The organism is Paenibacillus jepli (assembly GCF_047238105.1).
Taxonomy (GTDB): Bacteria; Bacillota; Bacilli; order Paenibacillales; family Paenibacillaceae; genus Paenibacillus_D.
In genome coordinates this window covers 5899866-5921702 of sequence record NZ_JBDFMD010000001.1, presented here as the reverse complement: position 1 = coordinate 5921702, position 21837 = coordinate 5899866, and the positions used below count along the sequence as shown (strand labels likewise).

Here is a 21837-nt window from a genome sequence, read left to right as displayed (position 1 = left end):
CGCCTACACCCCCTTTACCTGATTCCAGGTCAGCGGCCCGCGCGGCATGACTTCTCCGGCCACGGCGAGCGACCGCCACTCCCGCCAGGAGTCGCTGTTGTAGAGCGCATAGCGGTAGCTGATCGGCGCATCGACGTTATACGGATACAGGTATTGCACAGCCGCCATGTTGGAGTACCCTTTGATCGTCATGACAGTGCCATACGATACGCCGTTGAACTTGTTGGCTGGGTTGCTGCTAAAAAAAGTCGTCACCCCGCGCTCGTAAGCAGACGGCAGCGCCAGTCCGTCACGCGCATTGTCCGCCTGCACACCAAGCACATTGTGCGTATGGGCAGCCGGCGGGAATGTGGACGGGCGGCCAGTGACGCCCGCCCACGGCACGCTGTCTGCCGCCTCGGCCTGATCGACTCGTCCATTATTATTGCTGTCGTAGACGGCTTTGGTCATATCGCCATAGCCGACGTCGCCAAGCTGGGACTGGGTCACAAAGTTCGAGGAGATGCGATGATCGGGAATTTTGCCGTTGGCATCCAGCTCGGCATACCCGCCTGCGGCACCGCGCCTGCTGGCATCCTCCGGCGTGAAGCCGAGGTCCTCCTGCTTGGCGTTCCAAGCGTCGCGCTCCGCAACGGTGATATGCTTGTCCGCATCAGACGCGTGCGCATCAACCTTCGCTTGTGCGCCAGCCACGCTCTCCTTGGCTTGCCACGCCGATTTCTCCGTATCCGAGACAAAACGGTGCGCCGCATCCTGCGTGATCATCGCTGCCGGATGCGCGGATGGATGCACATACAGATTGGCCCCGGCTGCGATGCCTGCCAGCTTGGCTTTTTCCGCCGTCGTGTAATCCTCGGTCGACAACTGCTTGCCTGCTGCCTTGTCCACCTTGCCCGCGAGCTGCGTCGTCATCGTCGCTGCAAAATCCGGGTCGTTGTCCAGCGCCTGTGCCAGCTCCTGCAGCGTATCCAGCGCTTCCGGCGCCGCCCCGATGACTGTCTGGATGCGCTCGTCCGTCTGCTCTTTCGTATACGTGTTCGTCTTGTCCGCCTTGCTCAGCAGCTCTTCGTCCACAAATACTTTGTCTGCCTTGGCGGCTTCCAACTGGTCCAGTTGCTGATGATGAGCTGTCAGTTGATCCTCCGAATCGTCCTTGTACCGGTCGAGCTCCGTCTGCACGGCCGTCATGCTGTCCTGCAGCCGGTTGATGTCCTCCGCTTCGACCCGGTCACCCGGGGTCTCATAGGTCACATAGATGACCTCAGCGGAACTGAACACCTTGATGATCAGCTTCCATGGCGTCTCGGACGGCACCGTCAGGAAATACTGGATCACTTCCTCGCCGCTCAGTCCCGGACCCGTGTAGATCCGGATGCTCTCCCGGCGGATATGGTCATGCGCCAGCACGCCTTCGTATACGCCAGCCACCGTCGAGAGCTGCTCCTCGATCACATACGTGCTATCGTCCTGCTTCCTGTTCAGCTTGTCCTGGTAAATATCAATCGAACTTGGATAGGCCATCACGGCGACACCTCCAGCCGGACTTCGCCGGGGACGCCGATCTCATCCTCGTCTAGCGGGATGTTGACGGTGCCGCCATCCACGCGCAAGTCGCTGTAATCGATCACGCCCGGCGTCTGCAGCAGCAGCGTGCCGATCATGGCCGCACTTACCCAGGGAATTGTGAAAGCGCTGCGGGCCAGGTATTCGCTGAGCAATTGTTCAAACGCGGCGGCAATGACGCTCACCGCATAACCGGCAGCCGGCACGATGACCGCTGACACCGGTACCGCCCGGGCCGTCGCGGATACGACCGTAACGGAGGCGCCGATCGGACGCAGTCGCTCGATATGCGTCGCCGTATCCTCCACGGTCTGCTCGCTTGCCGGGCGTTTGTCGGTATCGACGATGACCACCTTGACTGTCCCGGGCCCATCCCATAGCGGGAAAACCCGCGCTGCACCGACCCCAGGCACTTCCATCGCCCAGTTGAGATAATCTGCTTTACTGCCGCCTGCCGAAGGGGTACGAACACGCGCATAATACCGCTGGCGCAGCGCCTCGTCACTTTCCGCTTCCTCGCCGGCCATGATGACATCCGTGACCTCAGCCACGGCCAACCCAGGCATGTAGTCGAGCGGAAGCAGGGCGCCAAGCGGCAGATTGCCCGCTTCCCCGGCTACTTCGCTGCGCAGCACATAAGAACCCGCAGGCTCCTGCGATTGGACCGCATACGTGACGCCGCCGCTCGCATAACGGCTGCCCACAGGGACCGCAACCGGTGCGCCTTCATTGTCAAGGAACACACCGCGCCGCAATGCCCGCGTGGCTGGTTTGCGCTCCAAGCCATAGTCCTTGCCTCGCAGCTCCAGATACTCGCCGCTGGCGGTAGCGGCAAATGACAGCCTGCGATTGACCTCCAGCTCGCCATACAGCCCCGCCATCTCCAGCGCCGCCGGAGCCAGCGCATCATAGATGATGCTGCCCTGCCGCTTGTCGATGCCATCGGGTACCCCGTCCAGCATCCGCTGCAAGATCGTTTCCATGTCACGCGTCTCAGCCATTACCGCTCACCGCCCCTGTCGCGAGGAAGGAGCCCTGATCCGTCACGACCGTAAAGCTCACCGTCGCCGCATCGCCTTGCTCTTCGAACCTCATTTGCTCTACCGCCCGGATCCGGCTGTCGGCGAGCAAGGCTTCCGTAATCCTCCGCCCGGTCTCGAGCCGGAATACTTCGCCCTGCAGATCGAAGGACGATTCAAACCCGTAATTGCCGTTGTAGATGGCGTGGGCGAACCGGTCCGTCTGCAAAATTTTGAACACCGCCTGCCGGATCGCCGCCAGGCCATCCGCCTTGCCGCTGATCCGTCCGCCGACGGGGTCAAGGGCATACGTCAGACTTGCTTGCTCCTCCAGGACGTATGAATCGTCCGGGAGCGTCCCGCCTTGTGGGATCATGTACTCACCACCCTGTCTACAATCAGATATTGCTGTCCTCCCTGCAACCGCAGCAGGATCAGCTTGTGGCCAACCTCCAGTCCCTTGCGGATCAACACATCCGCCTCCCCCACCGATACCCGCTGCTCCGTGAGCCGCTCGGGTACGATCAGGAATTCCGCCGGCAAGGTAAAACGCTGGTCCACCAGCACCTTCAGCGGAGCGCTCGCCACGACCACGCCAAAAAAGACGGCCACAGGATTGCCTGCATCGACCGCCTCCACGCTGGCGCGTTTGATAATGTCCAGCATACTCATCCGATCACCTTCAATTCCAGGGACATCGTGTGCTCCCCGCCAGCAAAGCGGTGCGAACACGACTCCACCAAAAAATACTGCTCCACGCCAAGCTCCGCAATCTGGATCCGCACCATGCAGCCGGCACGCACCGACGGATTGCCCAGCGCCTCCAGCGACAACGAACGCTGCTCGCGGTTTTTCAGCTCGATCGTCCGCTCGATCATCTCGCGGATCTGGGCGGCATTCATCTTCTCATCGGCCTTGTGATAGTGCTGCAATCTGCCCCACTTGGCGATGGTGGAGCTGTCCTGGATGATATACACATCGCGTCTGCCCGTCGTCTTGTTATCCTGCACGACCTTGACTCGGTTAAAAGTATCGCTGTCGATCGACCTTTTGTAGCTGTAATCGAACAGCATGCTCTTATCGCCCAGGATGACGGCCACCGTCATCTCGGTCATATTGCGCAGTGACAAATAACCGGCATCATCGTACAGGATATAGATCTCCTGCCGCTCGATCAGCGTCTTGTCCAGCGCCTTGTACATAATGTCCATCAGCTGCTGTCCGTCTTCGATCAGGCCGGGAATGACATACCTCGTATCCGCCAGATAGCCGACACGCAGCTCCGCATCGCTGGCGATCTTCTCGATCACCTTGGTCGCCGTCGTATTCTCGAAGACATACGTATCGCTTGTCATCAGATACCGCATCTGGTCATAGGCGGTCATCTTCACTTCCTCGCCCTGACCCTGCTCGATCGAGAACACATAGCCATAGAATAGCGGCGCCCCGCGTACCCAGACACGGATAATATTGCCCGGTTCAAAAGCGAACGACCGGTCCTGGTACGGCGCCCCCTTGACGAAAGTCACTTCGAGCGTAGAGGCTTTGCCGATCCGCTCGGTCTTCCAGGTCATGCCGGAGACGATCCGGCTCATATCCCACAGCGTGCCGTCACGGTTATCCATCACGATCTCGAACATCGGCATCACCTCGCCGGCAGCTTCAGGACGTGTCCGACGGGCAGCCGTTTGAGCTGTGCATCGGTCAGTCCATTGAGCTGCTGCAGCTCCCGCCAGCGGGCATCGCTGCCGAGCACCTGCCGGGCAACCTTGATCAGCGTATCACCGGCTTTGAGCGTATAAGTTGCTGGCAGCTCCCGCTCATCCGGACGCTGCGACTCGCCTTCAGTCAGCTTGGTCTGACCGTCGACCTGGATCGTCGTGACCCGCTTGGCCTCGTAGAACACATACTCCTGAAGCGTCAGCGTGAAGCCGATCGAACCGCTGGTGCCCGCTTCCTCCCAACGGTCGAACTGCTCGATGCTGACCGCCAGGTTGATCGGGAAGGAACCGCCAGTGAAAATCAGCCGGACCGGCCGCTTGCGTTCCATCCAGCTGTTGATCTTGTCCACATACCACTGCGGCTTCAACAGCGCAGGATTATGAGCCCGCGCTTGCTCGCTGATGAACGGATAATCCACCGCAGGCAATACGCTCTCGAAGCTGATCTGGGCCAGTTCCCGGCTCTGGATCGCATTGATCTCACCCAGACCGACGATGTCGTACACTTTGCCTTTGCCTTTTTTCTGCAGCTCCAGCTTTTCCGGCAGTACGGGGAAATAGAAGACATCGAGATTGGAACTGAGTCGCAGTTCATATTGGCTCATCAGCCATACACCCCTTTCGCGGCATAAGCAATCTCCTGCTCCATGCTCTGCTGGAACCGCCGGATCATCTCATCGAGATCGGCTTTCTCGACGATATCCCCCGTCGTCACCTGCACCGTTGGCGTCAAGGTCACGAAGTTCTGGATCGCCTTGATCTCGGCCAGATCGCGCATCAGCTTCAGATCCTCCTGCGAGATGTCCACTTCCTTATCGATCTTGCCCACCTCGCCGACTCTGCCGACCTGCCCGATATTGGGCTCGCGGCCGCCGGGAGAAGCGGTGATCGGCATATTGGCAGGAATGGATTTGCCGACATCCGAGCCTGCTGCTGTCCCAACTTTATTTTTGAATCCATCCAGCTTTCCCCTTGTTTGATTCACAAGGTTGCTTCCATAATTAAACCCAGCTTCGGCCATTGCCGTTGGATCCTTCAGACTCATGCGAGCCATTTCGATAATTTTTTTATCCGATTCCGGCTTGTTTTTCTCGAGCGTGTCCATGATGTCTTCAATTTTGCCACTTACAAAATCAAAGCCTCCGCTGACATCAATGTTTAATCCTAACTTGTTCAAAATGTTAGCCACACGAAGCACCATATCCTCAATTGCTTTTACAATCGAAAGGATAAGCTCATAGATCGTCATTGATAAATCATAAAACAGCTTCTGAATCGCATATACAGGATCAATAAAGAGATTCATCAAAAACTCCGCAAAGCTAGCGAACAAGTTCCATACTACGGCTACTCCATTCCACAAATGAGCAAAAAGCAAAGCGAATGAACCAACAATCGCCCCTACAATCTCTTCTGTTGTGCCCCCCATCATCATTATTGCCTCGACAAGTAAAGCAACAATAAGAATAATTAGGAGGATCGGCCAAGCAGCCGCAAGCCAAGCGACAGCCATGGCATACAATTGGATGATAATTGCAACAAGAAACACGGTTGCAATCGCAACAAGAATCGGAAGTATGGTTGCCCAATTGTCCACAATAAAATTAAACACAATCTGAAGAGCACTTACAATGAACTGGACAGCAGCTCCAACCGCCATGAAGGCTTGAGTCATTATGTTTTCAATCGCAGGCATGTTTGCCATGATAAACTCCACTAATGACATCACTGCAGGCAATAAAGCCTGACCGATTGTCTCCTGTATGCCAGTCCACGCATTTTGCAGCTGCAAAATGCGACCCTCCGGCGTATCAGCCATAGCCGCAGCTGCACCGCCAACCTGTTTTTCCAACAATCCAACTAAGGTTTGAGTTCGTTGGGCCTCATTACCATATTGCATAATTTGCTCTTGCTGCTTCGTAAACTTGACACCCAGTTCTTCAAGACTGCTTACCTTACCTTTCATTGCATCGCCCATTGCCTCAGCCGTCTTCACGACCTGCTCCTGGCTTACTTTTGCACCATGGGTACTCGCTGCAAGATCATACATTGAGCCTGTCATTTTCATAATGTTTTGAGGATTCATAACAGATTCGCTTAATTCTGTCATTCCTCCAATACCGGCTACAGAGCTGATAGTACTGCTATTTTGAAGCTGATCAACGTGGGCAGACATCTGCCTGCCAATCTCGGGCGTCATGCCGCTTGCTTGATTATTAAGATTAGACTGCAACAGGGCTTCCGCAGATATGCGAGCGTTCGTAGCTTCGAGGGCACCTTTGGAGAATTTGTACAAGCTACTGAGTTGCTTTTTGGCAGCCTCCAATGGAAAAACCATCTTCATTGATTTGATTGCCTTATCATCAAAGAAGTCGTTTTTTTTCAGCTCCCTCTGTTTTACTGGTGTCTGAGCAGCAGACTCTTCCTTATCTGCCGCTTGTTTTTCCTTCTTTCGTTTAGCCATCTCCCGATTATATTTCTTCTGTTGTCGCCTTCCGCTTTTTGTTTTATTCGAAGATTTTGGTCGTTTAGGCATCTCTTCTGCGGAGGGACCAGAGTCAACGGAATTAATGGCAGCTTTTTGGACCTGCTCCACTTTTTCGGATTTAAGAGCAGCTTTCTGAGCTTTTTTCAATTCCTTTTGGATCTGCTTCTCTCGTTTTGCCAACTGATCTTGCATCCAATTGAGATTTAATAAACCCGTTTTATAGTTTTTATACTGCTGTCTTTCAGATAGCTTTTTTTGCTGTTTGCTCGGATCGATGACTTTTATTACTGGAACATGCCATAGAAGCTTTAAGTCTGTGAAAACATCTATAACCTTTGCCATCCCCTCACCTCCTCTCCAGTCCCAGCCTTTATTTGCGCTTGGACTTGTTCATGCTCTTCTTCTCGCTTTCGATGCGGATGTCGATCATGGCGAAGAGAGCGGCCTTCTCGCGAAGGCCCATCTTCACCAGATCGTGGGGCAGGATGCCGAGCTCATGGAGGGCGTAATAGGCATAGTTCGCCTCTGCATCGCCCTCGTGGATCAGTTTTTTACGTCATCCACCAGCTCGTTAATATCCTTATCATAGCCATTCAGCTCCTGCACCTTCTGCACCAAGGAGGCATACTCGCCCGGCAGCAGCATCGTGCGCAGCAGCGACTCGGAGCCCAGCACCTGATACGACTTTTGCAGCTCCGCATCCTTCAGGTTCGGGAAGACGACGCTGGCCACCGTCAGCTTCGCCAGATAGTCGTCATAGTTGATCTCCGGCGAGTACGTGCCGTTTTTGCCTTTGACGCGGCGCGTCGACGCTTTGCGGCACTCCTCATTCTCCGCCTCGGTCATGCTGCGAAGCTTCCACGGCACGGCTACGCCTTTTGCATCCTTGTAGCGCTCGGAGACGACGAACTCCTCCAGAACCTCCGGTCCCGCATTTTGCGCAAAAAACAGACTCAGATCACTCATGGTTGTACCCCTCTCAATGTATAAAATAGGATCAGATGGACCTTCGCGTTAGCCGGCTTTAGCCCAAGCTAGGCTGCTTGAACTTCTGGTTAAGCTCAACATCCTCAAACGTAAACTCGACTTCCTCTTCGAGCGTCTCCGCATCGGTATCAAGCAGAGCCATGACGATGCTGTTCAGGTTCACGCCTTTGAGCGTGACGGTCTGAGGACCGACGCTGGAGGACGGATCGGCGTTGGTGATCATGACATCGAAGTAGGTGTCCTTGCCCGACTTGATGTAGTCCAGCATCATCTGACGGAACCGCGAGGTGATATAGTAGATCGTCATATTGCCGGTGCCGGTCCAGCCGATCGCCTTGTGCTGGACGCCGCGGCGGCCGAGCGTTTTGACCTCGGCCTTCTGCTTCTCGGCGGTCGCCTCGATCTTCTTGATGTAGAACATTTCTTCGACTACTCCATCGATAGCGGCAAATGCCGTTCCTTCCTGTCCGGTAATCGTATCCCGCGCTTTCAAGAATGCCATCTTACCTCACCTGCACTTTCATGTAGATTTTTTCGACTGCATCGACCGGCTGCACATATACGCTCATGACGACGGCATCGGAGTCGGTGCCTTGCTCGATGATGACATCGGTCTGGGAATCAAAGTTCTGGATCGCCCCGAGCTCCAGCAGATTGGTCAGGTACGACGTGCACTCATTGCGCAGCAGATTGCGGCCGTCCGCCGTATTATCCACCTTGCCGAGGAAGAACGTTTCGAAGATCCGTTTAAAATCGTTGTTGATGCCGTCCAGCACCCGGATGACGCGGTTTTTGCCATATGCTTTGCCCTTGCTCGGCGTGAAGCTGCGCAGCGTATTGATGTCCTGCTCGACCACCGCGCGGCCGTGGCTTGGCGTGAACAGAAATTCGCCGTTTCTGAGCGCAGCTTCGATCTGGGTGTGGGTATACCGCGGTTCGACGTCCACCGCATCGTCATAGGCCTGGTAAGTCAGCGATTCGTTCGGACCCGCACCGGCGAGCGCTCCTGCCACCCAAGCGGTTGCCTCAGCAGCGGAGATCGCAGTACCGTCTGTGAGGACGACGCCGTTTTTAACACTGATGACACCCTCGCTGTCTGCGGCTGGATAGTCTGCGACGACGACCTGGATCTTCTTGCCCTCCTGCTCGCGGAGCCGCGAGGCAAAGCTGGCATAGACGGATTTGAGCAGCGGATCCGTTGCTGTCACCGCCATCGTGTGGAACTCCTGCAGCTCGACGGTCTCCAGATACGCGGTGTGATCGCCATTCGTCACACTGCCGTTCGTGCCCCCGGTCAACGGCAATCCGGCAATCGGCTCCAGCTCGCCTGTGCCGCCAAAGACGATCCAAGCATTGTCCTGCAAGGCTTCGGCCCCTGTCACTGTCTGGCTGTCAACCTCCACACCATCCAGCAGTGTCGTGACGACAAAAGCGGACTCGTTGTCCACATCAGTCTGCACGCGCATCGCCAGATCGTTGCCGCGCACGCCACTGTATTGAGCTGTAAAGGTAAGCTCTCCCAGGCTTGCTTCGGCCTTCGTGCCTTCATTGAGCCGGTAGAGCAGCAGTGTCTGTGCCCGTTTCAGGCTCTCACGCACCAGCTTCAGCCGGGCATCCGTCAGGGCATAGCCCAGTTTCTCCTGTACATCCTCGCCTGCCTCAATCCGCGTCAGCTTCTTCGGTTCGCCCCAGCCGAGCGTCAGCGCCATCGTGACGATGCCGCGCTCGCCGACCGTGCCGAGCGGTCTCGGCTCGCTCTCGAAGTTAATATATACGCCTGGTCTTACCTTGTTTTGTGTTGTCCATGTCCCTCCAGCCATTTAGTTGGCCTCCCTTGTCATGAATTGGTGGATCGCCTGCTCCGCTTCCTGCAGCGTACACCTCTCGTGCGCCTTCAGGATCGCCTGCAGCACGTCCCGGTTCCAGCCTGCCATCGCTTGCGAGCGCTGCAGTTGGTCCGGACTGTAAGCTCTACTGAGCTTGCGGTCTGTCTGTTTCTTACGCATCCTTGATCCTTCCTTCCTGTGCCAGCTTGTCCATCCTCGTCACCTCCTGCCGCTCCCGCAACAGATGCAGCGTATACTGCACATACACATGCAGCTCGCCGTCCACGATCTCGTGCTTGAGACCATTGCCCCTGCAAGGGAAGCCATCCACCTCAATGTAGACCAGCTCGTCCAGCAGACCGTCGGCTGCCTCGAGCAGCTCGTCCTGCGTGCTCGCCTTGAGCAGGATATCGAAGCTGAAGGTCCGCCTGTAGCGGCGTCCGACTTCTCGGGTCTGTGTGACCGGGAACGGCCGGACGTGGAAGAAAGGCACCACCGGCACCTCCGGCAGCTCGCCCTCGTAGACGGCGAAGTCCGGGAACCGTTCCCCGAGGGCGGCGATCACGCCGTCACGCACTTCGCTAATAGTCGCTATCTCTCTCACCTCCCTGCGGATTGCCGAACCCTTCCATGACGAAGGGCCACCCATCTCACTCAGGAGAAGAATGGCCCGTTCGTTTGTTGTGTTCTTGTGTTCCGCTGAGCTCAGTATAGCATTATACGAACATACGTTTCTATTTTTGTCTATTTTGTCTGCCGTGTCAGAAATGTCAACCACTGCCCGCCTCACTCGGATTCCAGGTACTGCTTGTAAATATCGAGCGTCAGCTTGCGAATGATCGTCTGCCGGATCTCATGCAGCCGCTGGCGGGAGACGCCGATATGCTTGGCGATATCATTCATCCGCTCCCCGGTCATCAGACAGTCGAGCACGGTCCGCTCCCGCTCCTCCATGATCTTGTCCGAAGCGCTGGTGAAGTCCTCTACCCGCTGCTTCAGCTCGACCAACCGCTTGGCCGTCCGTTCGTACTGCATCTCCGACAGCGAGAGCTCGCCGACCTTGGCGCCTTTGCCTTTGGGCAGCGCCGCTTCGATCCCGTACTGCGCCACCAGCCGGATATTGAGCGGGCCGATCTCGACCGCCGCCTTGGCCAGTACCTCCTCCAGCCGCTGTATCTCCCTCACCGTCCAACTGAAATCGCGCAGCTCGGTGTCCACCTTCTGCACATACTGCATGATCGGCTCCAGGTCCTGATCTTCCGCCGCAGCCTTGTCGGCTACGGAGGCCCGGAGCGAATGGGTGAGCCATTCCGGGCAGCTGTCGATCTGGCCGATCGAGAGATTGTGCACACGGCAGATGCTCTTCTTGCCCCACACGGTGCCTGGACAGCTGGAGCAGACCTGATCCCGGCATTGCTCGATGTCGATCGCCGCCTCCGTCTGCTTACCGTTTGTGTCCGGATGATGCTTCGCCGCTGTTTTCATCCTCGTCATCCCCTTCCCATATTATCGAGACTATGTTGTCTGACAGTTTCTATCTACTAGACTTTTTTGTCTAAGGAAAATATACCCTGCCTGTTTCGGAAGTGTCAAGACTAAATTGTCTAGTCAAAAACGACCACTTTGACAAATAAGTCTAGTTGTGTATAAAATGAAGGCAACGCGTAAATGTTCTCCTATACGATATTGAAAGGAGGAAACTCCATGTCCTATGCACGCCTGCTCAGCGACTACATCAAACAATCCGGCAAGACGCTTGAGCAGATCTCACAGGAATGCGCCCAACGTCAAATAACGGTTCATCCCACCTATATCAGCAAGCTCCGTCTGGGGAAGCGGCCTGCCCCCTCCCCCGAGATCACGAGGACGCTCGCAGAGGTGGTGGGTGGAGACGCTGCGCTGCTGATCGCTGAGGCCAACCTGGAGAAGCTTGATGCCGATCACAAGGAAATGTACGAGAATCAGGTGAAGAAGCGGATGCTGATCGACTTTACACTGGAGAAGCTCAGCCGCGACAACCGGCTCTATTCCTTCATCAGCGATGAACTGGCGGCACTGCTCGAACAGCAGGCCGGCCGTCTTGCCTTTGCTCCTCCTATAGAGGCGCTGGAAGACCGGCAGCTCATGCAGCGGTATCTTGCCGATTCGCGGCATGATGAGGCTGCGGTAGAACAGCTGTTAGAGGCGCTCGGCGAGCTGGCGGGGGCACCCAAGGTGCTGTTCGAACGGCTGAAGGCGTCCACTTCCCGTACTGGCAAGGAACTCCTGCAGGCGCTGACGCCTGCGGAGCCGGCGCTGGAGACCTATCCTGTCGGTCAGCCGGTGAAGATCCCGATCATCGGCACAGTAACGGCCGGCCCCAATGGAACAGCGTATGAGGATTACGAAGGAGATGAATGGACGGACGCCCAGGATGTGCGGGGCGGCGGTTTTTTCTACCTGCGGGTCAAGGGCGATTCGATGACCGGCGACGGCATCCTGCCCAACGATCTTGCCCTAGTGCGCGAGACGCCCGAGGTCGAATACGGGGATATCGCCGTTGTCCTGGTGGATGGCGAGGAAGGAACGATCAAGCGCGTCTACAAGCTGGATGACGGGATCATGCTGCAGTCGTCCAATCCGGCTTATCCGCCGCGCATATTCAGAGGAAGCGAGCTGGAGAAGGTCCGCATCGTCGGCAAGGTCAAGCAGACGATCCGGCGATACTAAGTTGAATGCCTAATCCAAAGCAGAGGAGCATGCCCATGCGTGCAGAGAGCTACGTGCAGAATAACATCGACCGGTTCACAGGATTCCAGGATACGTATGATACCCATCGTCCCGCCGCCCCGCCGATCGTCGCCGACATCATCGGCGCCTATCTCGGTCGCCGTCCCGGCCTGGTCGTTGATGTCGGCTGCGGCACCGGACTCTCTTCTTTCCTGTGGCAGGATCGCGCGGATCGTGTCCTCGGCGTCGAGCCGAATGACGATATGCGCAGCGTTGCCGAGCGGCGGGTTCAGGAGCGGCAGCTGCAGGAGGTGCTTTCCTTTACGGCCGGCTATTCGCATCAACTGCCCGTAGAGGCTGACGCTGCCGATGTGACCACCTGCTCCCAGTCCTTCCACTGGATGGAGCCGGAGAGCACGCTGCTCGAATTCGCCAGAGTGCTGCGGGACGGCGGCGTCTTCGCTGCCTATGACTGCGACTGGCCGCCCACGATAGATTGGCAGATCGAAGCAGCCTATGATGCTTTGCATGCCAAGGCAGACGAGATCATCGCCAGACTGGATGCGCCTGATCGGCTGGTCCGGAAGTGGGACAAATCCGGTCATCTCGAGGCGATCCAACACTCCGGCCACTTCCGCTACACGAAGGAGATCGTCTTCCACCATATGGAGCCGTTCGGTGCGGAACGCCTGATCGGACTGCTGCTTAGTCAAGGCGGACTGCAGACCGTCTTCAAGCTGGGCTCTCAGGAGCTGGAGGCGCCGCTTGCGGCATTCTCCCAGACCGTTCATGACCACTTCGGCGGAGTGACCAAACCCATCATGCTCAGCTATCGGATGCGGATAGGGATCAAATAGCGTGAAGCGCAGCAAACCATCGACTCCGGCGCTGTAAGAGAAAAAAAGTGCGTTGCAGCACGGCGAATCGCCGACTCCGGCGCTGTAGAGGAAGAAAAGTGCGTTACAGCTCGGCGAATCGCCGACCCCGGCGCTGTAGAGGAAGAAAAGTGCGTTGCAGCACGGCGAACAGCCGACTCCGGCACTGTAGAGGAAGAAAAGTGCGTTGCAGCGCGGCAAACAGCCGACTCCGGCGCTGTAGAGGAAGAAAAGTGCGTTGCAGCTCGGCAAACAGCCGACTCCGGCGCTGTAGAGGAAAAAAAGTGCGTTGCAGCTCGGCAAACAGCCGACTCCGGCGCAGTAGAGGAAGAAAAGTGCGCTACAGCTCGGCGAATCACCGACTCCGGCGCTGTAGAGGGAAAGTGCGCTACAGCACAGCGAATCACCCATCCCCGCATCATTGCTGGAAGGACAGTCGGGGAGGCTCTCCTGTTTGTTGCTCCCCCTCAGCCCCACCTGCTCTCCGGCAGGTGATAAGGGCAAAACTCAGGCTGTTGAAAAATGGCCGGAGAGGCACGGAATCGAATCTGGTCAACGCTTTCTGCAAGAAAGCGACTTCGGGAGCATAAGCTGCGAAGCGTTCGCCTTTGTCCCCGGATTTCACCCCTAAAAGGGGTATAAAATCAAGAAATCTGGGGACAACAGCGATTGGAAGATCGATCCGTGACTGTAGGCTTTCTTTTTTCAACAGCCTGAAAAGTGCATTTGTTTGCCCTCCTTTGGCTCGAATCCAGGATCATAGTGGCAAAAGTGCATCTAATATAACTGAATCATCCTTATTTTTCCAATTCCGAGTAATTTAATTGCACTTTTGCTCTTAGCTAAGGTGGATCTTAAGCTTTCGAAGCTTTTAGATGCACTATTGCACTTATCAGGCTAGTGAGCCGTTGCCCTTACTTCACGGCGAATCGCCGAATCCGGCGCACGACGAAAAACCCGGCAGAACCTTCCGGGTTTACTATCATTATTACTTGAGCTTGTCCGTCTAAGCCTTCTTCCCGCCCAAACCCGACCAGGTCTCCTCAAGCCACCTCTCGAACTCATCGCCCATATGACCTTCATACGCATCATACACATCGAGTCGTGTTCGTTTCAGCTTCTCTTTGAATTCTTCAAAGGGATGATCGGCGGGCAGACTTTTCTTAATCCGCAGCAAGATTTTGCCGACGCCCTTAAAGAGCTCGCCTTTATTTTTGGCAGGGAGCTGCACGTCTTCACCGAGCTCGCGCAGCTTCCGGTAGGCAGCCTCCTGGACTTTGAATACCTTATCGTCTCTCATTCGGTGGGTCAGCACAGTAACCGTCAGCTTGTTATCCCACTTGCTCAGCTCTTCTACCGCGCGCAGACGTTCCCGCCAGCTGGAAGTACGGCTCGCCGCACCGACCCATGCTTCCTGAGTTTCCGGCTGCTGCTCATTCTCAAGTTCAACTTCTTTATTTTCCATCTTAACTCACCCTGTTCTCCATATAGTGGTATCCCCGGGGGGCATGCTAGTCCTTTTTGACAGAATCAGATGCGGTGCCCTTATCGGTTCCTTTGCTTTTCGTTCCTTTGCTTTTGTAAGGCTTGGGAGCATTCTTGGCCCGGTTTGCGCTGGCTTGCCAGCGGTTCCAGCCCTTTTTGCCTGTCCCTCTGCCTGTCCCGCCCTTTGCTTTGCTCAGCTTCTATCCCTCCATTATACGCCAGATCTTACTTCGAAGATCCATCGCATGGTCTCAGGCTCATATCAGCATCTCATATTATGACTTATAAGTAAATGTCCATGCCTTCTTCTGATGCAACCTTCCCGCACACACTCCCGTCTATAAGGACAAAAAGGAGGGATCTACATGATGCTACGATCAAGCTCATCGGTTCGTATGGTTGCGCTGAGCGTGCTCCTGCTCGCTTTGCTGCTGCAAGGTTGCGGCCGCGCCGTGCACGATCCGGCGGGTGAGTCGAATGATCCGTCGGTGAACCATGAGACACCGTCCGATCCTGGCGGCGAAGCGTTTGCCGTCGATAAGGCGACGTACAAGCCAGAGGATACAGATCCGCAGATTGCCGAGGCCCAGATGGCCTTTGCCTTCGACCTGTTCCGTGAGATCAGCGGCGCCGAGCCGGGTGACAATCATCTGCTCTCGCCCGTCAGCATCGCTACGGCGCTGGCGATGACCGTGGGCGGCGCCAATGGCGAGACGCGGGATGAGATGCTCCGGATGCTGTACCTGGAAGGCTTGTCCGACGATCAGCGCAATAAGGGACACAAGGTCCAACTGGATCTGCTCAGACATAGCGGCGAAGAAGCCCGCGTCCTGATCGCCAATTCATTGTGGGGCAACGAGGACGTGACCTTCAAAGAGCCGTTCCTCCAGACTGTCAAGTCCTCGTTTGACGCCCAGCTCGAGAGTCTGGACATGGGATCGCCGGAGGCGCCGGATACTATCAATGCCTGGGTGCGAGAGCACACAAATGAGCGCATCGACGGGATAGTGGAACCGCCTCTGGACCCCGACACGCTGCTGTACCTGATCAACGCGGTCTATCTCGATGCCAATTGGGCGTATCCGTTTGATGAGGAAGCTACGACACGTCGCCCGTTCACCGGATCAGACGGTCAGACCGCTGATGTAGAGATGATGCACATGAACCATCAGCTCGATCATCTTCAGGCGGACGGCTTCCAGGCGGTACGCTTGCCTTATGAGGGCCATCTGCTCAGTATGTACGTTTTCCTGCCCGATGAGACATTGGGTTTATCCGGAATGATGGAGCAATTGGAGCCCGCCGCGTGGAAGTCCTGGCTGGATCAGTTTGAACCGTCGCTTGGCGACCTGCGTCTCCCGAGGTTCGCCGTAGAGGACGAATTTTCGCTCATCGAGCCGCTCCGTGCGCTCGGGATGAATGCCGCCTTCGAACGCGCTGAGGCAGACTTCAGTCTGCTGTCCGATCTGCCAGTCAACGTATACGTGCACGAAGCGAGACACAAAGCCATGATCGAAGTCACAGAGAAAGGCACGATCGCTGCCGCCGTGACCAGTATTGGCATGATGCCGACCTCAGCTCCGAGCGACAGCTTCGAGATGGAGGTCAACCGTCCGTTCTTCTATGCCATTGTCGATGAGCGGACAGATTCCATTTTGTTTATGGGTACGGTGGGGAGTATTCAATAGTCACGCAACGTTCACTCAGGCTGGCACTGCGATACGGACACAATAGAGTCTATTTGGCACAAAAACCCGCCAGGAACAGGTCCTGCGGATACACGATCCGTTAAGTGCTGGTTTGTTGCCCGCTAGCCCCCGGTTACAGACCGATAACGGATCCTCTGTCCGCAAGCAGCTCTAAAAACACGCCCATGCTCGAAATAAGAGCTGCTGTGTCCGCTCGTGAGCGAGCGCTACCCTCTGCGGTCTTCTTCTATAACAAGGACAAAGCCCGTCTGCACTGTGAAAGTGCATTCGGGCTTGTTGGTTTGCACGGACATTAATAAGTAATGTACAACGTATTGGCTCCGCTATCGAAGTGAACCTTGGCGCCGACGCCTTCCGCCACGACGCGGATCGGCGCAAACACCGCATCTTTATGCAGGATCGGCGCTGTGCTCAATGCCGTCTCCTTCCCGTTCACATGCGCTTGTTTGCTGCTGAGCTTGAGCTTTACCGTATGGCTCTGCTTCGTGATAGTAATCGCCGACTCGGTTTTGTCCCAGTTCACCTGAGCGCCGAGCGCTTCACCGATGCTGCGGATCGGCAGCATGGTGGTCGCATGCGCCACGATCGGCTTCGGCTCCGGGTAGAACCTTTTGTCATTGATATAGATGATGATGTCCGACGTTTGGACAGCGCTTGTCTGCTTCTGTGACGAGGTGCCGCTGCTATTTGTGCCTGAAGATTTACTGGTTGTGCTGGAGCCGCTTGTCGAACCGTTACTTTTGGAGCTGCTGTCGCCGGCACCCCCATTGTGATAGTGATAGCCTGTACATAACCCTTTGGCCTTGGACTTCTCCGAGCAATTGTGCCCGCCCCGCGAGTCGGTTCTGCCCGAGTGCGCGGCCGCGCTGGCGCTGAACATCAATACGAATACGAGCACCAATAGAATCGTTTTTCTCATCTGTAACCCCTGCCTGTCTTGTTAGTTTCCAGTATGTTACTGGATACCCAACTGTATTCGACAGATTTCTTCCATTTCCTGCTGCAACTTGATCAGCCTGGCTGACGTCTATAAGGAAAATCGCGTCAGGGGGGCTATAAAGAGATGAAAAAACCATACACACATTCCACCAAATGGATAACAGGCAGTTTATGCGCAGCTCTTATGCTTGGCGGCTGCGGGATGGACAGTGGCCGTGACAAGCAGTATGCCGTGGAGATGATGGATTCGTCAGTCGATCAAGCTGCTCACCAACCGAGTGATCTGGACCCGGCCTTTGCCGAAGATCAGCTTGCTTTTGCCTTCGACCTATACCGTGAGCTGCAGCCGCACAAGGACAACCCGCAGGACAACGATACGATCTCGCCGGTCAGTATCGCTACGGCCTTATCCATGACGATGAACGGAGCTGCTACAGACACTTTGACCGAAATGGAACAGGCGCTGCATAGCACGGACAGAACAGCCGAAGCGCGTAATCTCGGCTATGAAGTATTGGCCGATCTTCTCACTCACAGCGGCAAGGGGGCGCAGGTCTCGCTTGCCAATTCGTTGTGGATGCGGGAGCCGCTGCAGTTCAAGGATGATTTCCTCACGAAGAACCAATCGCACTATAACACAGAGATGACTTCCCTGAACTTCGCCGATGACGACGCGACCAAGCGTATCAACAGCTGGGTGCGCGAGCAGACCGCCGGCAAGATCCAGCAGATGTTCGAGCACCCGATCGACGACGAGACCATCCTGCTTTTGCTGAACACCGTATACTTCAAAGGAACCTGGCAGCAAGAATTCAAACCTGAAAGCACCAGGACCGGCAGCTTCACAACTGCTGCAGGCCAACAGCAGGACGTGTCTATGATGCATAACGGAGGGTATTTTTCCTATGTCCAAGCAGACGGCATGCAGATGATCCGGCTGCCATACAAGGACAGCGGCCTGGGCATGATCGTCATCCTCCCGGACGAGCAACTCACGCTTGATGCGCTCCTCGGCAAGCTCAGTCCGGAGCAATGGCAGACCTGGAAGGCCGGACTGGACTCCAGGCAAGGTCATATCGGGCTGCCCAAGTTCAAGCTGGAGAGCCAGTATGTGCTCAACGATACGCTGCAAGCACTCGGCATGCGTCAGGCTTTTGATGTCGGGCAAGCCGACTTCACGCCCATGATCGAGCTGGAGGAAAATGTGTTCATCGGCGAGGTCAAGCACAAGACCTTTATCGAAGTCGATGAAAAAGGAACCGAGGCAGCCGCGGCCACCAGTGTAGGCATGGAGGCGGGAAGCGCGCAGCCTGAAGACCCATTCGATATGGTGGTTGATCGGCCGTTCTTTTTTGCGATCGAGGATGAGCGCACCTCTGCCCTGCTGTTCATGGGCTCAGTGCGCCAGATTCCCGAATAAGTCTTAACGGGTGAGCATACAAACACATTCATTATTCACTGTTAGGAGGTTTTTCCCATGTGTCGCAATCCATTGCTTCCCCCATATCTCTGCGCCACGCTCGCTCTGCTTCTGCTGCTGACGGCCTGCGGGCAAGCTCCCCCCGCATCTCCCCCGACCCCTTCACCGGAGGCGGAGCAGCCGTCCAGCAGCATGTCTGATACACTGGATGAGCCTGTTGCTTCGTTGTCTGATGTCCCGGAGGAGGATCTCGATCCTCGCATCGCCGAAGCGCAAGTCACATTTGCCATAGACCTGTTCCATCAGATCCGTCAGGACGGCAGCGACCGCAACCTGCTGCTCTCCCCTGTCAGCATCGCCACTGCGCTCGCTATGACAGCAAATGGCGCTGAGGGCGAGACCCGCGAGTCCATGCTCCGTACACTGCATCTGCACGAGTTGGACGATACGGATCGCAATAAGGGCTATCAGACTCTGCTGGATCAGCTCAAGTCTAGCAACGAATCGACGCGTCTGATGATCGCCAACGCTTTGTTTGCCGACGAGTCAGTGCCTTTCAAGCCTTCTTTTATAGGGACCAATCGGGAATATTTTGGCGCAGAGATCGCGCAGCTTGACCTCGCGGCACCCGATACCGCCGATAAGATTAACGGATGGGTCAGCAGGCAGACGGAAGGGCAGATCGAAGAGATCATCCAAGGCCCGCTCGATCCGCTCGATGTCATGGTTCTGCTCAACGCCGTCTATTTCAAAGCCAACTGGGCTTACCCCTTCGAAGAAAATCTGACCTCCAAACGTCCTTTTACATCAGCGAGCGGCAAAACTGCTGAGGCAGATATGATGTTGACCGAGGATAAATTCGCTTATCTCCAGGGGGAGGACTTCCAGGCCATCCGGCTTCCCTACCAGGATCACGCCTACAGCATGCTTGTCTTCCTCCCGGATGAGTCGGTCGCCCTGGACGATTGGCTTGCTCAACTGACGCCCGAGCGATGGAGCGAGTGGCTCGCCGGCTTCCAGGATGCGATGGGTGCGCTGCGGCTGCCGCGATTCGAGATCGAAGACGAGATCATGCTTAATGACCCGCTGAAGGCGCTTGGGATGGTGGATCCCTTCGACCCAGTTAAGGCTTCCTTCGGCGAATTGACAGAGCTGGAGGCAGACAAGATCTACCTGCACGAGGCCAAACACAAGTCAACGATCGAGGTCAGCGAGACCGGGACGGTGGCCGCTGCGGTGACGAGTATTGTGCTCAGGGACCAGTCCGGCACGAGCGCCACGTTTGATATGGAGGTCAACCGGCCCTTCTTCTTCGCCATCCATGATGATAGTACTTCCTCCATCCTCTTCATGGGAGCCGTACGCCAGCTCGAAGGCTAGCCTCGGGGCTGGACCCGATCTCCGTCCCGGGACGGATGGTAAAGCGGCAGCGCAGCGCTTATAATTGAAGCAACAAATTACCCGGAAGGAATGAGGGGCATGACGTTTCTGAAAAATCTCGGCCAGCTGACCGGACAAGTAACCGGACGTGTCGTCGGAGGCAGTGTGCGGGTCGTTGGCGAATTGGCGGGCAGCGGCTTCGTCAAGGAGATCGGCGATAGTGTCGAGCGCGCATCCGTTAAAGTCGGCACAACCGCCGGCGAGTTCGTAAGCGGCGCTTATGATGCTGCGGCCGGCACCATCACTGGCGACAAGGGGCAGCAGAACATCGGCATGCAGGATATGAGCCACGCGGCGCAGGATACAGCCAAAGGCGCAGTGAACTCTGCCAAATACGTGTATAACAGCGGCAAGCAGGTGGTCGAAGGGATCCAGGAAGATGACCGCAGCAAGCTCCGCACCGGAGCCAAAGGGATCGTGCTGGCAGCTGCTGCCGCTGCGCTGGTTGTGGGCGTAGCGGATATCGCGGATGGTCCGGATGGCGGCGGCTCCGAAGAGCTGTAATTGCCTTGGCCGGCCTCAATATCCATACGAACGCCAGAAGGGAGCACTCCGATCCAGGAGCGCTCCCTTCTGTGCGTTGCAATCGCGTAGAAAGGGTAAACTTGTGACATACCACTTTCGCGAGGCAGAAGTCTTCACCGCCATGCTGGCAGACTTCGTGCCGCTCAAGCTGGAGCTCGTCCATGCCACGGGCATCCTGGAGCTCATACTCGCCATCCTGCTGCTCATCCCGGCAATCCGCCGACGGGCGGGCAACTATTCTACAGCATCTCCGCCCCGGGTCAGGCCGAGACCCGTCAAACCGAACTCTGGATTCGACTGCTGTTCCAAGCGCTGCTCATCTGGTGGGTGCTCTGGGGCTCACGGGAGCCAGCCGGAACAAAACCTGCTAACGCAGATTGGCGAGGAGTGCGGACACCATGCCGTTATCGGGTCAAGCCCCGATAACTGATCGGACCAACCATTGGAACGGATTTAAGTAACTTTTTGTCCCTGGTTGGGCGAACTTCCGCCATTCCGCTCGGATTTAAGTAACATTTTACCCCTGGTTGGGCGAACTTCCGCCATTCGGTCGGATTCAAGTAACATTTTACCCCTGGTTGGGCAAACTTCCGCCATTCCGCTCGGATTTAAGTAACATTTTACCTCTGGTTGTGGGGCGCGGCATCCAACCCAGCCGGGAGCACAACTTATCCACAAGAGACGAAAGTCATCATTTCCTAAACAAGAACAAAATGAAATAACGATAGCCTGGAAAGAAGGTCGGCGAGACACGTGATGTTCACCGTTCCCCGCAGCGGCCCCTTTTCGTGGCCGGATGATAAGGGTAAAAGTGCATCAGTTTTCCCTCCTTTGGCTAGCAACCATGACAATAGAGGCAAAAGTGCATCTGCTGCAAGTATTATTAGCCTGATTATACCCATTCCGAGCAGGATAGTTGTACTTTTGCATTTAGAGAAGGCAGATGCTATGTTTTCAGCGCTTTTAGATGTACTTTTGCACTTGTCGGGGTGGTTGCCCGGAGCTTCTCGCCCCAGAGCAACACCGGATGTAGTCAGACTATGATCAGGGTACGACCATAAGCCCCTCCGCTGCTCCACAACACAAAAAAGCCGCCCCGCGCACCCGTCCTGGACGGATGCAGCGCGGCGG

General features: G+C 56.1%; 23 protein-coding genes. 7 read left to right on the top strand and 16 right to left on the bottom strand.

Annotated elements, in window-relative coordinates:
- Positions 1-3 precede the first annotated feature (3 nt).
- The 13 genes from ABC336_RS24795 to ABC336_RS24735 form a co-directional block, all read right to left on the bottom strand.
- On the bottom strand, positions 4-1521 hold the full coding sequence (locus tag ABC336_RS24795; protein ID WP_413241205.1) for a QRICH2 family protein: 1518 nt from the start codon (positions 1519-1521) through the stop codon (positions 4-6).
- Positions 1521-2564, bottom strand: a complete 1044-nt coding sequence (locus tag ABC336_RS24790) for a baseplate J/gp47 family protein (protein ID WP_413241204.1) — start codon at positions 2562-2564, stop codon at positions 1521-1523. Before ABC336_RS24790 ends, ABC336_RS24795 begins: the two co-directional genes overlap by 1 nt.
- Positions 2557-2958 carry a DUF2634 domain-containing protein gene (locus tag ABC336_RS24785; protein WP_413241203.1) on the bottom strand — a complete coding sequence of 134 codons (402 nt, stop codon included), beginning with the start codon at positions 2956-2958 and terminating at the stop codon, positions 2557-2559. Before ABC336_RS24785 ends, ABC336_RS24790 begins: the two co-directional genes overlap by 8 nt.
- Positions 2955-3254, bottom strand: a complete 300-nt coding sequence (locus ABC336_RS24780; protein WP_413241202.1) for a DUF2577 domain-containing protein — start codon at positions 3252-3254, stop codon at positions 2955-2957. The genes ABC336_RS24785 and ABC336_RS24780 overlap by 4 nt, the downstream gene beginning before the upstream one ends.
- Complete coding sequence (locus ABC336_RS24775; RefSeq protein WP_413241201.1) at positions 3251-4222, bottom strand: XkdQ/YqbQ family protein; 972 nt, start codon at positions 4220-4222, stop codon at positions 3251-3253. The genes ABC336_RS24780 and ABC336_RS24775 overlap by 4 nt, the downstream gene beginning before the upstream one ends.
- A gap of 5 nt (positions 4223-4227) precedes the next feature.
- Complete coding sequence (locus tag ABC336_RS24770; RefSeq protein WP_413241200.1) at positions 4228-4908, bottom strand: LysM peptidoglycan-binding domain-containing protein; 681 nt, start codon at positions 4906-4908, stop codon at positions 4228-4230.
- Complete coding sequence (locus tag ABC336_RS24765) at positions 4908-7133, bottom strand: hypothetical protein (protein ID WP_413241199.1); 2226 nt, start codon at positions 7131-7133, stop codon at positions 4908-4910. Before ABC336_RS24765 ends, ABC336_RS24770 begins: the two co-directional genes overlap by 1 nt.
- A gap of 201 nt (positions 7134-7334) precedes the next feature.
- Positions 7335-7757 (bottom strand): phage tail assembly chaperone, encoded by a 423-nt coding sequence (locus tag ABC336_RS24760; protein WP_413241198.1) that lies wholly within the window; start codon positions 7755-7757, stop codon positions 7335-7337.
- A 58-nt stretch (positions 7758-7815) separates the two neighbouring features.
- A complete protein-coding gene (locus ABC336_RS24755) occupies positions 7816-8280 on the bottom strand; it encodes a phage tail tube protein (protein WP_413241197.1) in 465 nt (154 codons plus the stop codon).
- A 1-nt stretch (position 8281) separates the two neighbouring features.
- Positions 8282-9598: a phage tail sheath family protein gene (locus ABC336_RS24750; RefSeq protein WP_413241196.1), complete on the bottom strand. Its 1317-nt coding sequence runs from the start codon at positions 9596-9598 to the stop codon at positions 8282-8284.
- A complete protein-coding gene (locus ABC336_RS24745; protein ID WP_413241195.1) occupies positions 9599-9784 on the bottom strand; it encodes a YqzN/YkzM domain-containing protein in 186 nt (61 codons plus the stop codon). It abuts the gene before it with no gap.
- On the bottom strand, positions 9777-10208 hold the full coding sequence (locus ABC336_RS24740) for a phage tail terminator family protein (protein ID WP_413241194.1): 432 nt from the start codon (positions 10206-10208) through the stop codon (positions 9777-9779). Before ABC336_RS24740 ends, ABC336_RS24745 begins: the two co-directional genes overlap by 8 nt.
- A 182-nt stretch (positions 10209-10390) precedes the next feature.
- Positions 10391-11089 carry a sigma-70 family RNA polymerase sigma factor gene (locus ABC336_RS24735; protein ID WP_413241193.1) on the bottom strand — a complete coding sequence of 233 codons (699 nt, stop codon included), beginning with the start codon at positions 11087-11089 and terminating at the stop codon, positions 10391-10393.
- A gap of 219 nt (positions 11090-11308) precedes the next feature.
- On the opposite strand from ABC336_RS24735, the gene ABC336_RS24730 reads away from it, so the two are divergent.
- Positions 11309-12313 carry a LexA family protein gene (locus ABC336_RS24730; protein WP_413241192.1) on the top strand — a complete coding sequence of 335 codons (1005 nt, stop codon included), beginning with the start codon at positions 11309-11311 and terminating at the stop codon, positions 12311-12313.
- A 35-nt stretch (positions 12314-12348) separates the two neighbouring features.
- On the top strand, positions 12349-13170 hold the full coding sequence (locus ABC336_RS24725) for a class I SAM-dependent methyltransferase (RefSeq protein ID WP_413241191.1): 822 nt from the start codon (positions 12349-12351) through the stop codon (positions 13168-13170).
- A gap of 1024 nt (positions 13171-14194) precedes the next feature.
- On the opposite strand, the gene ABC336_RS24720 is transcribed toward ABC336_RS24725, so the two are convergent.
- Together ABC336_RS24720 and ABC336_RS24715 are read right to left on the bottom strand one after the other, a co-directional pair.
- Positions 14195-14653 (bottom strand): HEAT repeat domain-containing protein, encoded by a 459-nt coding sequence (locus ABC336_RS24720; protein ID WP_413241190.1) that lies wholly within the window; start codon positions 14651-14653, stop codon positions 14195-14197.
- 46 nt (positions 14654-14699) lie between these two features.
- Positions 14700-14870 carry a DUF3934 family protein gene (locus ABC336_RS24715; RefSeq protein WP_413242596.1) on the bottom strand — a complete coding sequence of 57 codons (171 nt, stop codon included), beginning with the start codon at positions 14868-14870 and terminating at the stop codon, positions 14700-14702.
- 168 nt (positions 14871-15038) lie between these two features.
- On the opposite strand from ABC336_RS24715, the gene ABC336_RS24710 reads away from it, so the two are divergent.
- A complete protein-coding gene (locus ABC336_RS24710) occupies positions 15039-16361 on the top strand; it encodes a serpin family protein (RefSeq protein ID WP_413241189.1) in 1323 nt (440 codons plus the stop codon).
- A 313-nt stretch (positions 16362-16674) separates the two neighbouring features.
- On the opposite strand, the gene ABC336_RS24705 is transcribed toward ABC336_RS24710, so the two are convergent.
- Positions 16675-17301 (bottom strand): copper amine oxidase N-terminal domain-containing protein, encoded by a 627-nt coding sequence (locus ABC336_RS24705; protein WP_413241188.1) that lies wholly within the window; start codon positions 17299-17301, stop codon positions 16675-16677.
- A gap of 144 nt (positions 17302-17445) precedes the next feature.
- Between ABC336_RS24705 and ABC336_RS24700 the strand changes: the two genes are divergently transcribed.
- From ABC336_RS24700 to ABC336_RS24685, 4 genes are all read left to right on the top strand, one after another.
- Positions 17446-18741, top strand: a complete 1296-nt coding sequence (locus ABC336_RS24700; RefSeq protein WP_413241187.1) for a serpin family protein — start codon at positions 17446-17448, stop codon at positions 18739-18741.
- A gap of 57 nt (positions 18742-18798) precedes the next feature.
- On the top strand, positions 18799-20121 hold the full coding sequence (locus ABC336_RS24695) for a serpin family protein (protein ID WP_413241186.1): 1323 nt from the start codon (positions 18799-18801) through the stop codon (positions 20119-20121).
- 99 nt (positions 20122-20220) lie between these two features.
- Complete coding sequence (locus tag ABC336_RS24690) at positions 20221-20685, top strand: hypothetical protein (protein WP_413241185.1); 465 nt, start codon at positions 20221-20223, stop codon at positions 20683-20685.
- A 103-nt stretch (positions 20686-20788) separates the two neighbouring features.
- A complete protein-coding gene (locus tag ABC336_RS24685) occupies positions 20789-21136 on the top strand; it encodes a hypothetical protein (protein ID WP_413241184.1) in 348 nt (115 codons plus the stop codon).
- Positions 21137-21837: the final 701 nt, after the last annotated feature.

Excerpts from the sequence above, each read along its gene's own strand:
- ABC336_RS24795 (WP_413241205.1), bottom strand. The coding sequence starts at position 1,521 with ATGGCCTATCCAAGTTCGATTGATATTTACCAGGACAAGCTGAACAGG.
- ABC336_RS24790 (WP_413241204.1), bottom strand. The coding sequence starts at position 2,564 with ATGGCTGAGACGCGTGACATGGAAACGATCTTGCAGCGGATGCTGGAC.
- ABC336_RS24785 (WP_413241203.1), bottom strand. The coding sequence starts at position 2,958 with ATGATCCCACAAGGCGGGACGCTCCCGGACGATTCATACGTCCTGGAG.
- ABC336_RS24780 (WP_413241202.1), bottom strand. The coding sequence starts at position 3,254 with ATGAGTATGCTGGACATTATCAAACGCGCCAGCGTGGAGGCGGTCGAT.
- ABC336_RS24775 (WP_413241201.1), bottom strand. The coding sequence starts at position 4,222 with ATGTTCGAGATCGTGATGGATAACCGTGACGGCACGCTGTGGGATATG.
- ABC336_RS24770 (WP_413241200.1), bottom strand. The coding sequence starts at position 4,908 with ATGAGCCAATATGAACTGCGACTCAGTTCCAATCTCGATGTCTTCTAT.
- ABC336_RS24765 (WP_413241199.1), bottom strand. The coding sequence starts at position 7,133 with ATGGCAAAGGTTATAGATGTTTTCACAGACTTAAAGCTTCTATGGCAT.
- ABC336_RS24760 (WP_413241198.1), bottom strand. The coding sequence starts at position 7,757 with ATGAGTGATCTGAGTCTGTTTTTTGCGCAAAATGCGGGACCGGAGGTT.
- ABC336_RS24755 (WP_413241197.1), bottom strand. The coding sequence starts at position 8,280 with ATGGCATTCTTGAAAGCGCGGGATACGATTACCGGACAGGAAGGAACG.
- ABC336_RS24750 (WP_413241196.1), bottom strand. The coding sequence starts at position 9,598 with ATGGCTGGAGGGACATGGACAACACAAAACAAGGTAAGACCAGGCGTA.
- ABC336_RS24745 (WP_413241195.1), bottom strand. The coding sequence starts at position 9,784 with ATGCGTAAGAAACAGACAGACCGCAAGCTCAGTAGAGCTTACAGTCCG.
- ABC336_RS24735 (WP_413241193.1), bottom strand. The coding sequence starts at position 11,089 with ATGAAAACAGCGGCGAAGCATCATCCGGACACAAACGGTAAGCAGACG.
- ABC336_RS24730 (WP_413241192.1), top strand. The coding sequence starts at position 11,309 with ATGTCCTATGCACGCCTGCTCAGCGACTACATCAAACAATCCGGCAAG.
- ABC336_RS24725 (WP_413241191.1), top strand. The coding sequence starts at position 12,349 with ATGCGTGCAGAGAGCTACGTGCAGAATAACATCGACCGGTTCACAGGA.
- ABC336_RS24720 (WP_413241190.1), bottom strand. The coding sequence starts at position 14,653 with ATGGAAAATAAAGAAGTTGAACTTGAGAATGAGCAGCAGCCGGAAACT.
- ABC336_RS24710 (WP_413241189.1), top strand. The coding sequence starts at position 15,039 with ATGATGCTACGATCAAGCTCATCGGTTCGTATGGTTGCGCTGAGCGTG.
- ABC336_RS24705 (WP_413241188.1), bottom strand. The coding sequence starts at position 17,301 with ATGAGAAAAACGATTCTATTGGTGCTCGTATTCGTATTGATGTTCAGC.
- ABC336_RS24700 (WP_413241187.1), top strand. The coding sequence starts at position 17,446 with ATGAAAAAACCATACACACATTCCACCAAATGGATAACAGGCAGTTTA.
- ABC336_RS24695 (WP_413241186.1), top strand. The coding sequence starts at position 18,799 with ATGTGTCGCAATCCATTGCTTCCCCCATATCTCTGCGCCACGCTCGCT.
- ABC336_RS24690 (WP_413241185.1), top strand. The coding sequence starts at position 20,221 with ATGACGTTTCTGAAAAATCTCGGCCAGCTGACCGGACAAGTAACCGGA.